General features: G+C 44.3%; 10 protein-coding genes and 1 pseudogene. 8 read left to right on the top strand and 3 right to left on the bottom strand.

Annotation, left to right across the window (positions count from 1 at the left end; translation table 11 throughout):
* Nucleotides 1–48: 48 nt before the first annotated feature.
* The 3 genes and pseudogenes from H9653_RS09980 (at nt 49) to H9653_RS12760 (ending at nt 4,031) form a co-directional block, all read left to right on the top strand.
* The gene (locus H9653_RS09980; RefSeq protein WP_191692254.1) at nt 49–2,256 is read left to right on the top strand and encodes a TonB-dependent siderophore receptor; all 2,208 of its coding nucleotides are present in this window, start codon (nt 49–51) and stop codon (nt 2,254–2,256) included.
* Nucleotides 2,257–2,361: 105 nt separating this feature from the next.
* Complete coding sequence (locus H9653_RS09975) at nt 2,362–3,111, top strand: siderophore-interacting protein (protein WP_102076457.1); 750 nt, start codon at nt 2,362–2,364, stop codon at nt 3,109–3,111.
* Between the two features lie 76 nt (nt 3,112–3,187).
* Nucleotides 3,188–4,031 (top strand): annotated as a pseudogene (locus H9653_RS12760) (transposase).
* A 113-nt stretch (nt 4,032–4,144) separates the two neighbouring features.
* Here H9653_RS12760 and phoR read toward each other — a convergent pair.
* Both phoR and phoB read right to left on the bottom strand, forming a co-directional pair.
* Nucleotides 4,145–5,215 carry a phosphate regulon sensor histidine kinase PhoR gene (gene phoR / locus H9653_RS09955; RefSeq protein WP_102076459.1) on the bottom strand — a complete coding sequence of 357 codons (1,071 nt, stop codon included), beginning with the start codon at nt 5,213–5,215 and terminating at the stop codon, nt 4,145–4,147.
* 209 nt (nt 5,216–5,424) lie between these two features.
* Nucleotides 5,425–6,123, bottom strand: a complete 699-nt coding sequence (gene phoB, locus H9653_RS09950; RefSeq protein ID WP_102076460.1) for a phosphate regulon transcriptional regulator PhoB — start codon at nt 6,121–6,123, stop codon at nt 5,425–5,427.
* A gap of 515 nt (nt 6,124–6,638) precedes the next feature.
* Between phoB and pstS the strand changes: the two genes are divergently transcribed.
* From pstS to phoU, 5 genes are all read left to right on the top strand, one after another.
* Nucleotides 6,639–7,784 (top strand): phosphate ABC transporter substrate-binding protein PstS, encoded by a 1,146-nt coding sequence (gene pstS, locus H9653_RS09945; RefSeq protein ID WP_191692252.1) that lies wholly within the window; start codon nt 6,639–6,641, stop codon nt 7,782–7,784.
* A gap of 266 nt (nt 7,785–8,050) precedes the next feature.
* Nucleotides 8,051–9,001: a phosphate ABC transporter permease subunit PstC gene (gene pstC / locus H9653_RS09940; protein ID WP_191692251.1), complete on the top strand. Its 951-nt coding sequence runs from the start codon at nt 8,051–8,053 to the stop codon at nt 8,999–9,001.
* A gap of 92 nt (nt 9,002–9,093) precedes the next feature.
* Nucleotides 9,094–10,008 carry a phosphate ABC transporter permease PstA gene (gene pstA, locus H9653_RS09935; protein WP_191692250.1) on the top strand — a complete coding sequence of 305 codons (915 nt, stop codon included), beginning with the start codon at nt 9,094–9,096 and terminating at the stop codon, nt 10,006–10,008.
* Between the two features lie 78 nt (nt 10,009–10,086).
* Nucleotides 10,087–11,001: a phosphate ABC transporter ATP-binding protein PstB gene (gene pstB, locus H9653_RS09930; RefSeq protein ID WP_404814814.1), complete on the top strand. Its 915-nt coding sequence runs from the start codon at nt 10,087–10,089 to the stop codon at nt 10,999–11,001.
* A 102-nt stretch (nt 11,002–11,103) separates the two neighbouring features.
* Nucleotides 11,104–11,847, top strand: a complete 744-nt coding sequence (gene phoU / locus H9653_RS09925; RefSeq protein ID WP_191692268.1) for a phosphate signaling complex protein PhoU — start codon at nt 11,104–11,106, stop codon at nt 11,845–11,847.
* A 304-nt stretch (nt 11,848–12,151) separates the two neighbouring features.
* Here the strand turns inward: phoU and H9653_RS09920 are convergent, their stop codons facing one another.
* Complete coding sequence (locus H9653_RS09920) at nt 12,152–12,769, bottom strand: DUF411 domain-containing protein (RefSeq protein WP_191692249.1); 618 nt, start codon at nt 12,767–12,769, stop codon at nt 12,152–12,154.
* Nucleotides 12,770–12,924: the final 155 nt, after the last annotated feature.

The following is a 12,924-nucleotide window of genomic DNA, read 5'->3' as shown; positions in this document are numbered from 1 at the left end:
ATCTTTTAACTCAAAACCCTCAACTACTTCTATCTGAAAGGAAATACGATGCCGTCTCTTTCACGTTCCGAATCTGCCCAAAAAAAACAATTAAGAATGGCAGTCAAGATTGGCTTATTAATGAGTATTAGCCATGCTGCATACGCTGAAGAAACGGCAAATAGTATTGAAAATGACCAAAATAAAAAAGAGAATATTGCTACGGTTAGTTCGACACCAGCGACCACCTTAGATACCATCACGATTTACGCTGACAGCTACCGTAGTACGGGTACTAAAACTGCATTAGACCCTAGTGATGCCCCAATGAGCTATAGCAGAATCAATCAAGAACTATTACAAAAACGTCAAGCAGATAGCGTTAATGCGGCGTTACGTTATGAGCCTGGGGTGAGTACTGAGAGCCGCGGTACGGTATCTATTTTTGATGAATACAACATTCGTGGTTTTAAGACTTATTCCAATTTTTATGATGGATTGCGCCTCCCCTACGACGGCGCTTGGAACCTGATGCCGCAAGTAGACATTTATGCGACTGAAGCGGTAGAAGTGTTAAAAGGCCCAGCATCTTCACTTTACGGCTACGCGGCACCAGGTGGCATGGTCAATCAGGTCGCCAAAACACCAAAAAGCACCCAAGAGTCTGAAGTACAGTTGCGCTTTGGCAATCAAAACCTCAAAGAAGTGGCAGTCGATATGACCGGCCCTATCTCAGATACGCTTAATTATCGCTTGGTGGCATTAAAACGTAAAAAAGAGGGTCAGATGCAGACCACAGAAGAAGAGCGCACTTTAATTAATCCGTCACTTGAATGGCGACCGACAGAAGATGTCTCCGTTCTTGCCAATATTTTTTATCAAGACGATCCAGAGATGGTGCCTTCTACCCCGCTGCCGGCTGTTGGGACAGTCTACAATGCCAGTTATGGCAAGCTAGGCAGTGATGCCTACGCAGGAGACGAATGGAATCATTTTAGCAAAGAAGTAATAATGCCAAGTGTGACTGTCAACTGGGCTATCAATGACAAATTAACCTTTAAGCATATCCTACGCTATACCGATGCCGAAGCGCAGCAGCGCAATATGTACAATCAAGAAGGGTTTATCACGGGTAGCGACAAGATTTTAAATCGTGTGGCCTATACCACTGATGAAAAGATGAACAACTGGACCACCGACAATCAGCTGGCTTATCAGTTAGATACTGCCAATACATCGCACAATTTATTATTCGGTGTGGAATATCAAGAAACGGACAGTAGCGCCACTTATTACGATGCTGGCGCAGATGGCACCCCCAACCTTGATTTGTCCAATCCTGATTTTTCGCAAATCGATGCTGGCACACTACCATTAGATATTTATCGACAGAAACAAGACATCGAACAAAGCCAGCTGGGATTTTATTTACAAGATGAGATGCAGTGGCAAGATTTGACGGTAGTGGCAGGATTACGCCACGATAAGTTCGACAGTACTACCGAGCAAACCGACGCCTCTAAAGGTGCGGTTTATAGTAACAAAACGATTGATAACAGCGCATCAAAAACCAGTGGTCGCCTTGCTGCCATTTATGACTTTGATAATGGCTTCTCTCCTTATGCCAGCTATTCACAGTCGTTTCAGCCTGTTGTCGGTAGCAACTTCATTACTAATAAGGCATTTGAGCCAACCACCGCTGACCAGTTAGAAGCTGGTATCAAATATCTGTCCCCAGATCGCGCCACACAAGGAACGTTGGCGGTGTTTGATATCACGCAAAAGAACGTCGTAGTAACAAACCCTGCTAATTCTCAACAGAAAGTTCAAACGGGTGAAATCACCTCTAAAGGGTTCGAGGTTTCAGGCAGCCACATGCTAAGTGATTGGGTAGATATTGCTGCAAGCTACAGCTATACCGATGCTGAGATTACCGAAGATGAATTCAACCCTGACGTGGTCGGCAATACGCCAGCACAAACCGCTAAACACAAAGCAACACTGTGGGCAGACTATTACGCCACAGATAAGCTTACTCTCAATGCAGGGGTTCGATATGAAGACGGCATGCAACTTGATAAGCAAAATTCAGACGAGCTGCCAAGTGTGACCTTGGTAGATATTGGTGGCAGCTATCAAATCCATCCGATGCTCACCGTTGGCGCTAGTATCAATAATTTGTTTGATAAAACCTATGTCGGTACTTGCTACGATAGTAATAACTGCTGGATGGGACCCGAGCGCCAGATGTCCGTCAGTCTAAAGGCCAACTTTTAAACAATATAGAGCTTATCATTACTAGAGAATGTCCGTTTTATATACTGGCGCTATCTAAACTGATAACTTAAAAAATGAAACACTTAAATTAAGAAAGGCATTAAAATGGCAAAACCCGCTCCAAGAACATTGAATGTTGTTCGTACCAAATACATCACGCCACAGATGTACCGCGTCACGCTTGGCGGTACTGGCCTGCTTGACTTTCCAAAAGATCAAGAAAGCGCTTATATTAAACTCATATTTCCTCAAGACCATGGGGCTCGGCCACTGATGCGCACTTATACCATTAGCGGACAACGTGAGGATGAAATAGATGTGGATTTTGCTTTGCATGACGCTGAAGGGCCTGCTTCAATGTGGGCACGTAACGCCCAAGTGGGTGAGCAAATATTGGTCGGCGGCCCAGGGCCAAAGAAGCTGATTAATAATGAGGCAGATTGGTTTTTATTGGTTGGTGATATGACAGCGCTACCAGCCATTAGCGTTAATCTTGCCCAGCTACCTGCTGATGCCTGCGGCTATGCAGTCCTTGAGGTCACCAGTGAAGCGGATAAGCAACTACTCAAAAAACCAGACAACGTTGACATTCACTGGGTGATCAACTCACATCCAAATACCGAAAGCAGCCCATTACTTGAAAGGGTTAAAACGCTTACGTGGCTAGCAGGCCAGCCTGCGGTGTGGGCAGCATGTGAATTTCATAGTATGCGCGCCCTGCGCCATCACTTTAAAACATATTTTTCAATACCAAAAACGCATTTATACATATCCAGCTATTGGAAAGTCGATAGCACAGAAGACCAGCATAAAGTTGAGAAGCAGAAAGATGCAAAAAATCTAGGGGCTGTATAGAATTGAGGAACCATTGAAAAACATAAGCAACGCCTTACTCTACTGTTTACCACAACAAAGAAATAAGGCATCACTTATGACTCGCACCAAGCTCAACGATGAACTTTGGCACAAGCTATTTATTATATTGCGACAAATTAACGTATATAACAAGCCCAATCTAAGACGTACCATTAAAGGCATGCTGTACCGCATAAGAGTAGGCTGTCCATGGCGAGACTTACCTTCTTATTTCGGTCATTGGTCTCGCATATATCATCAATACCGTTATTGGCGTAAAACCGGTAAATGGCAAAAGCTCATGAAAATAATCACTTAGATTAACACATGAAATGCAATACCAAATGCAAGGTGAAAAAAAGACCTAGATGCGCTAGCATCAAAGTTTTTATCCACCGACCAAAGTGAGATTGCAACCATGAGCTATACACATCTAAGCCTAGGTGAACGATACCAGATTTATGCCCTTAAAGGGGCAAAACATAGTATTAATTTTATAGCGAGGGCGTTAAACAGAAGTCCCAGTACCATATCAAGAGAGCTTAGGCGTAATAAAAGCCTACGAGGTTACCGAGCAAAGCATGCTAATAACAAGGCTTGTGACAGACGGGCTAACAACGCCACAACTATTGTGGCTGACCTCTGGGCATGGGTGACAGACAAGCTTAAAGAGAACTTGCGTCCTGAGCAAATATCTGGCGTTCATGGTGGTATCAGTCATACCCGTTAAGTCGAACTCTAAAAACAGCAACAATGACACACTAGACTGGTATTTGTATCGTTGCCGTCACTTGGTAGAAAACGCTTTTGCTAGGTTGAAACATTTTAGGGGCATTGCCACGCGATATCATAAGCTCAAAGATAGCTATGCAGCAGCGGTAATGCTTGCTTGTGTCTTTATCTGGTTGCCACTCATTTGAATTCTATACACATCCTAAAAGGTATTGTTAAATTATCATAATCGCTATGTTGAATTGACCGAGGAAGGTAAACGATAATAAACCTAAAGGCTAAAAGCTAAAAGGTAAGAAACTCAATCTATAACAGCTGAACGAATATGAGCGGCGGGGAAAACGGCGCTAAATGTCGAGCCTTTGCCTTCTGACGATTCAATTTGCAAAGTCGTGTCATATTGATATAACACATGCTTTACAATCGCCAGCCCCAGCCCCGTACCACCTGTCGCACGACTGCGCCCGCTATCCACTCGATAAAAACGCTCGGTCAACCGTGCGACATGTTGTGGCGCAATACCAATACCATCATCACTGACGGCAAACCGACAGCCTTCTGCAGTCTTTGCCCAGCTGATGACGATATTACCTGCTTTTGGCGTGTATTTAATCGCATTAATCACCAAATTGGATAACGCACTGTTCAAATACATCTCCGAGCCGTAAAGACCATCATAGGTATCTATCTGTAAATGCAGCGTATGGCCATATCCTTGGTTGTAAGCCTGCGCATCATCATAGACATGCGTGAGCAGCTTGGTCATATCAATATAATGCAGCTCATGTGTCTCTTCGATTTCAATCCGAGACAGCAGCAGCAAGTCATTGACCACTCTATTCATGCGCGCGGTCTGCTGCGTCATTAATTCAAAGCCGCGTCGCCATTGCCGCGGCATGTCTTCCTGATCTGAGAAATTTTCCAGATAGCCCATCAGTACAGTCAATGGCGTTCGTAACTCATGCGAGACATTTGCCACAAAGTCGCGGCGCATTTGCTCTAAGTGTTGTAAGCGGGTCACATCATAAATAATCAGCAGCTTTTCATCGCCAAAAGGCGTGAGCTCACATTTAAGATAACGGTTAGGATCTTGCCATGACTTCATATGTACACCATCATTGGGTGTCACCATGCTCTGATAGTATTGCCGAAACTCAGGGACGTTAATAAAGTCAAAAATACTTTTGCCATGATCCGCTGACTGCAACAATAACAAATCCTCGGCGGCCTGATTCCACCACTCCAAACCATCATCGTCGTTTAGCAAAATAACCGCATCTCGCAGTGCGCGTAAGGCACTTCTGATTTTTTTCAGCTGATCGGTGGAGTATTGCTCGATGTCCTGTTGCTCAATATCCCTTGGCGTTATCATGTGTTTCTCTCTTTTTTATTACCAGTATGATGCTTAGCACTTATTATTAGCACTGACTATTCTTAGCACCAAATATTCTCAGTACTTATGCTTCTCAGTACTCAATATTCTAAATATTTATGCCTCTGAGCACTGAATGTTCTTAACGCTGGTTTCCTGCCTCGTAAGCTGCCTTGTAAATAATGGGCTATTTTTCAAAATCGATAGCGTTATTCAACCAGACTCGAAAACCGATAACCGGTACCGCGAACCGTTTGAATCAAGGCACTGCAACCATAAGGCTGTAGTAATTTGCGTAAACGCCGGATGTGCACATCAATCGTACGATCTTCGATATAGACATTGCCGCCCCAGACCTGATCTAGCAGCTGGGTGCGCGTATAAGCACGCTCGGGATGACTCATAAAAAACGCCAGCAAGCGATATTCTGTCGGTCCGATATCAATGACTTTATTATCAGCGGTGATACGCTGGCTTTTAGGATCGAGGCTAAGCTTGCCTATTTCAATTGGCTTATCGCTACTAAGCGCACGACTACGGCGTAATACGGCTTTGATTCTGGAGATTAATTCACGCGTTGAAAAGGGTTTGGTCATATAGTCATCAGCGCCCGCATCAAGCCCATGAACCTTACTATCTTCCTCACTTTTGGCCGTCAGCATAATCACGGGTATCTCAGCCAACATCTCATCATTTTTAAGCATACGGCAAAAATCAATACCACTTTTATCACCCGGTAACATCCAATCTAGCAAAATCAACGCGGGTCTATGATCCACCACTTGTTGATGCGCTTCTGCGACGTCAGCCGCTTGTAAACTCTCAAAGCCCGCCATCTCTAGCGTCATTACCACCATCTCACGAATTGCAGGTTCATCTTCGACAATCAAAATCTGCTCATTGCGCATACCATCGCCTCATTATTGAAAGACAAAAAATTGGAAAACAAAAATACTAAGCCCTTATCAACGTCTGCCCATTAAACGGCTTAATTATGACAGTTTGATGACACAGTGACTCGATACGTTAAATGCTGCGCCTTAAACATTGCAGCTCAAACACTGTACTTTCAGCCCTATACTTTAAGCGCTGTGCTTTGAACGCTTAGCCTTAAACCCTTACGCCCCAAAAAAAACCAACGGCTCATCATAACGAATTTTGCGCTAGATAGCAGCCGCAATCCCCTTAAACGACTGCTTTATTGGGCTGCGTTTTTAATTGACCAACTTTTTTCATAAAAATGTCTTATTTCATCAAACTGTCATATTTGCTCGGCACAATGTGCTCATTGACCACCGAGCGTCTTGGCAGCAAAACCTTGCTAACCAAATATCGTTAGCAATACATTACTAAAAACCTGGGCAACGACATTGTTATTCATAAACGCCCAATACTTAAATCTGATTACTTTTTAGGAGAAATAATGCGTTATTCATTAATGGCTTTAGCAGTCGCGAGTACCTTTACCTTAGCTGCTTGTAATCAAACCCCCAATAGTAATGAAAGCAATGAGCCGGCTACTTCGGCGCAATCAACCCCCGCCTCTACCGACAGCGCAAACGTTCAGTCGACAGACAATGTATCGATGAATATCACCGGCGCAGGCGCCTCTTTCCCGCAGCCTATCTATGCTAAATGGTCAGATGCCTACAATAAAGCAACAGGCGGTCAAGTGAACTATCAGTCGATTGGTTCATCGGGTGGTATCAAACAAATCGTCGCAAAAACCGTTGATTTCGGGGCCTCTGATGCGCCAATGACGCCAGCTGAATTAAACGAAGCCGGTCTGATTCAATTCCCGACCGTTATCGGCGGCGTGGTACCTATCGTCAATATCGATGGCGTTGCCCCTGGTCAATTAAAGCTAGATGGGAAAATGCTAGCTGACATCTATCTTGGCAAAATTAGCAAATGGAGTGACCCTGCCATCGCTACTATGAATCCTGGCTTAACCCTTCCTGACGCCGCCATTACCACAGTGTTCCGTTCAGATGGTTCGGGCACGACCTTTAACTTTACTGATTATTTAGCCAAAGTGTCAAACGACTGGAAAGACAGCGTTGGCGTCGATAAAACCGTGAAATGGCCAACCTCAGCAACCGGTGCTGGCGGTAAAGGTAACGAAGGCGTTTCAAGCTATGTGACGCGTATGAAAAACTCTATCGGCTACGTTGAATATGCCTATGCTAAGCAAAATGGCATGTCACACGTTGCTCTGAAAAATGCCGCCGGCAACGTCGTGCAACCGTCTGCACAGACATTCGCCGCCGCTGGGGACATTGATTGGTCAAAGCAAGAAGGCTTTTATAAAGTCATCACCAACTCTGAGACCGACCAAGCATGGCCTATCGCTGCTGCGACCTTTATCTTAGTCCACAAACAGCCGCAAGATGCTAAGCAGGTGGCAGGTGTCCTTAACTTCTTCGATTGGGCTTATGCTCAAGGCGATGATGATGCGATGAGCCTTGATTACGTGCCTTTTTCTGATACGGCCGTGGCTTTATTTAAAGCGAAATGGAACGAGGTGGTAGACAGCGAAGGTAAGCCTGTTTATACCTCAGCACAGTAGCTCGAAACTTACTAATTCAAGGCTTATTAATTCGAGAATAAGCTAACTAATGCCATCAAGCAAATACTGAAAAGCGTGTTTGCTTGGTGACGTCTTAGCCGTAATGAGCTTAATAGCTGGTTGTTAGATGACACAGTTTATTACGGTAAGACGCTAAAGCTAAAATCCCTAAGGTTTTTTACAATCAAGCTTTCACACTAGCAAGCGTTAACACCATTCATCATTAACATAATGAAAAGTTAGAGCGATAAACAACAGAGGCTTTTATGGCAGACCTAAAATCCCAACTGGCAAAACAAAAACGCTACGATGCAGTTTTTGTTAATGCCACCAAAGCATTTGCAATCTTGGTGCTCTTGTCGCTTGGCGGCATCATGCTGTCATTGATTGTCGGTGCGTGGCCAAGTATCACTGAGTTTGGCTTGGGATTTTATACCAGCAATAACTGGGATACGGTGAACGACCAATACGGTGCGCTTGCACCCATTTACGGAACGGTGGTCACCTCGCTCATCGCTATCTGTATCGCCGTACCAGTCAGCTTTGGGATTGCTATCTTTTTAACGGAACTTTGTCCCAATTTTTTGAAAAAGCCACTGGGAATTGCTATCGAGCTGCTGGCAGGTATCCCTTCTATCATCTACGGCATGTGGGGCTTGTTTATCTTTGCACCGTTTTTTGGTGATCACATTCAGCCTTGGTTTATTGAAAATATTGGCCCCCTACCTATTATTGGTAAGGTTTTTACCGGTGCGCCGATGGGACTGGGTATGTTTACCGCCTCGCTAATACTAGCGATTATGATTATTCCTTTTATCGCCGCCACCATGCGCGATGTTTTCTCTGTTGTGCCAGACCTGCTAAAAGAATCCGCATACGGCATGGGCGCCACTACGTGGGAGGTCATGTTTAAAATCATCTTACCTTATACCAAAGCAGGTGTGGTTGGCGGCGTGATTTTGGGACTTGGTCGGGCGCTTGGCGAGACGATGGCTGTTACCTTTTTAATTGGTAATGCTTTCAATATCAGCCCAAGCCTATTTACCTCTGGGGTGACTATTACCTCAGCGCTGGCCAACGAGTTTGCCGAAGCGTCAAGTGAGCTGCACTTAGCGTCATTATTACATTTAGGATTAATCCTGTTTGTCATTACGTTTATCGTTTTATCCATATCTAAGCTGATGCTCATGCGTATTGACCAAAAAGCAGGTAATTAAACACACTATTTGAAAAGCTAACAAAGCAAGCCGAAACAAACTAAAACACGCTATTTGCAGCCATTATTTGACCTAAGAAGGACAAACACTTCATGACTTTAGCACCAGTCACTACTCAAACTACGCAGCCAAGCCAGCCTTCTGTACGCTTTGAAGATCGCTACAACAAGCGTCTTTATAACAAGCGCCGTTTTATCAATAGATTGGGACTTGGTTTTGCCTTATCAGCGATTGTATTTGGTTTGTTTTGGCTGATTTGGATTTTGATTACGCTGTTTGTTGAAGGATTTCAAGGTTTAATCGAGATGCCTGTTTTTATGGCAGATACCCCGCCACCGATGGGCGAAGGTGGCCTACGCAACGCCATTGTTGGCTCAGCGATGTTGGCTTTTTCGGGTTTGGCGATTGGTGCACCAATAGGCATGATGGCTGGCATTTATTTAGCAGAGTTTTCACATGGCAGTATGCTGGGTAAAGTCACCCGATTCTTAAATGATATTTTATTGTCGGCCCCATCTATCGTGATTGGTCTGTTTATTTATGCCTTGATGGTCAAAGGACAGAGCTTTTCGGGTTGGGCCGGTGCTTTGGCATTGGCGCTGATTGTGATTCCTATTGTCGTGCGTACGACGGAAAACATGCTAAACCTAGTACCTAATACCCTGCGCGAAGCTGCTTATGCACTGGGCACACCAAAATGGAAGCTGGTCAGTACGGTGACGCTTAAAGCCGCTAAAGCCGGTCTGACTACCGGTGTACTGCTCGCTTTTGCGCGTATTACCGGTGAGACCGCGCCTTTGCTATTCACCGCGCTAAACAACCAATACTTTAGTACCGATATGAGCCAACCGATGGCCAACTTACCCAATACGATTTATCAGTTTGCCATGAGTCCTTATGACAACTGGCATGCACTGGCTTGGGCGGCGGCGCTACTCATTACCGCGACAGTATTATTCTTAAATATCGCCGCACGCTTTATCGGTGGCAAAGACCATAGCAGATAATTTAAGTCTAACAAACGTATAGCTAAGAGCAAAAAAAATACCCCATTTAACAAAACTTTAAAACAGCTGGAAACCATTATGACTGATGTATTAGAGAGAAAAGCGACTAAGCCGATGACAGATACCAGCAGCAAACGCCGTTTACTAGATGACGCTATGTTTAATCATGGTCAGCATAAACAGCCAGATATCGCCCATCTTATCAAGCAAACCATGGCAGACATGCCCGACAACATGCCGCCTGCCAAGATTACCATTCGCGATTTAGACTTTTATTATGGTGATTTCCAAGCGTTGAAAAACATCAATATCGATATTCCAGAAAAAAAAGTCACCGCTTTTATTGGTCCCTCAGGCTGCGGAAAATCAACGCTGCTACGTACCTTTAACCGTATGTATGACTTGTATCCAAGCATGCATGCTGAAGGTCAAATTACCCTTGATGGCCAAAATATTTTGGCCAAAGACATGGATGTTAACTTGCTGCGTGCGCGTGTCGGTATGGTCTTTCAAAAGCCCACCCCCTTCCCGATGTCCATTTATGACAACGTTGCATTTGGCGTCCGTCTTTACGAGAAGCTCAGCAAAGCAGAGATGGATGAACGTGTCGAGTGGGCACTCAAAAAGGCGGCGTTATGGCTGGAAGTTAAAGACAAACTTAAAGCGTCAGGATTGTCATTATCGGGCGGTCAACAACAGCGACTTTGTATCGCCCGCGGAGTAGCAACGAAGCCTGAAGTCTTGCTATTAGATGAGCCAACGTCAGCGCTTGACCCCATCTCTACCGGCGCAATTGAAGATTTGATTACCGATTTAAAAAATGACTATACCATTGCTATCGTCACCCACAATATGCAGCAGGCCGCGCGCGTCTCCGACTACACCGCTTATATGTATTTGGGGGACATGGTAGAAATGGGTGAGACAGATCAAATATTCACCAACCCAGCACAAAAAGCGACTGAAGATTATATTACTGGTCGTTATGGCTAAGTCGCTGTTCGCTTAAAGCAATCATTTTTAGTGGTCATTTATCACGCTACTCATTTTGGCAATATTTTTATGAGCAACACCAATACGATTAAGGAAGCAAGCATGGCGATAACGGCAAAGCATTTATCAAAGAGTTTTGATAATGACTTACATGACGTGATTGAGCTGTTTATGCAAATGGGTCACATGGCAGCAGAGCAAGTCATGGTTGCGACACGCGCCCTGATAGCTGCAGATGAGGCGACCGCAAAAAAAGTGATTGAAGATGATCATCTGATCAATCAGCTAGATATTAAAATCGATGAGCAAATTATTTTGTTAGTCGCCAAGCGCCAGCCAGCCGCCAATGATTTGCGTTTAGTGATGGCGCTCAGCAAAGGCATTGTCGACTTTGAACGTGTCGGTGACGAAGCAGAAAAAATCGCCCGTATGGCCTGCCAATTGATTGAAGATGGCGCGTCACCAAGAGGTTATTCGGAGGTTCAGCATTTATCCAATCAGGTGCGCTTAATGCTGCTTGATGCGATTGATGCCTTCTCAAATATGAATCCGCAGCAGGCATTTACGGTCTTGCAAAGCGATACCGCGGTCAATGAAGAGTATCAATCGGCCACGCGTGCCTTGATGACCTATATTATGGAAGACAGCCGCCATGTGTCTAAGGTGATTAATATACTATGGGTATTGCGCGCCCTAGAACGGGTGGGCGATCATGCTCGCAACATTGCTGAGCTGGTTATTTTTTGCACTAGCGGCAAAGATGTGCGGCATACGGACTTTATACAAGTCGAACAAATCGTCCAGCAAACGACTGATGCCGGCATGAGTAATAATATTAATAAATAGACAAAAAAATTTTCTCAATTAACCCCTCTTCAAGGCCTTTATATATACTTAGTTATACATCTTTCTTAAGCGCCGTTACTTGTATTAAAAACAGTTTATGCCTATCTTTTCTAGTCAAGAGTTTGCCACGCTCTCATACTTATTCAAAAAAGCCATTATAGGCCTCATAAATAGAGATCTATAATGGTTTAATCCTATCTTTTCTCAGGTGGTATAAGAATTTTCTGATGTAAATACTTTCTCTTTACATAATTTCCTTATTATTAATAAGTTAGCGATGGACAGTAAAAATCATCCTTTTCAGCTATAACTGGGCATTGGCGCTATCAACCTCAGCATATACCGCTGTGCTACCGTCTTTGTTGATTTGCATCACTTGATAAGGTGAAAATTTATTTTGGTACTCCATCCCGGGGCTACCCATTGGCATACCGGGTACGGCAAGACCAATAGCCTCGCTTGGCGGATTGGCTAAAAACTGGGCTATATACTTGGCAGGCACATGACCTTCGAATATATAACCGTCGCTCGTGACCGCCGTGTGACAAGAGCGCATATTGCTCGGGACACCATAGCGTTCTTTAAAAACTGCTAAGTCGGCGACATCTTGTCCCGCCGCAGTCATACCGTGATGTTCGGCATGGCTAATCCACTCCTTACAGCAGCCACAATTGGCATCTTTATAAACCGTCGCAGAGACGTTTCTCAGCGCATCACTGTTACTGCTAGAGCTCGTCGACTCAGTTTTAGACGTTTGGACTTTTGAATTCTGGCTGTCTGTTGCCGTCTCTACAGGCGCTGTGGTTGCAGCAGTGGTATTGGTGTCGTTACAAGCAAATAACGACGATGTCACTGTCAGTAGGATAAGCGCACCAAACAATTTATGCTGCTTAAAAGTTAAGTTATGGTTATCAGGTTTCATACATACCCTCTCGTCATTTATTGTTTAATGTCGCATGTGATATTTATAATCTTAGATTAACACACCAAGTGCAACGCTTAATTAATATTATAGAACGCCTGCATAGGCGTCTTAAACCCTAATCGTTTTCTTGGTCTGTTGTTTAGTTTGTTCTC

This window comes from Psychrobacter communis, assembly GCF_014836505.1.
In the GTDB taxonomy this organism is placed as follows: domain Bacteria; phylum Pseudomonadota; class Gammaproteobacteria; order Pseudomonadales; family Moraxellaceae; genus Psychrobacter; species Psychrobacter faecalis.
The sequence above is the reverse complement of the archived record's forward strand: the minus strand, read 5'-3'. Positions and strand labels throughout refer to the sequence as shown.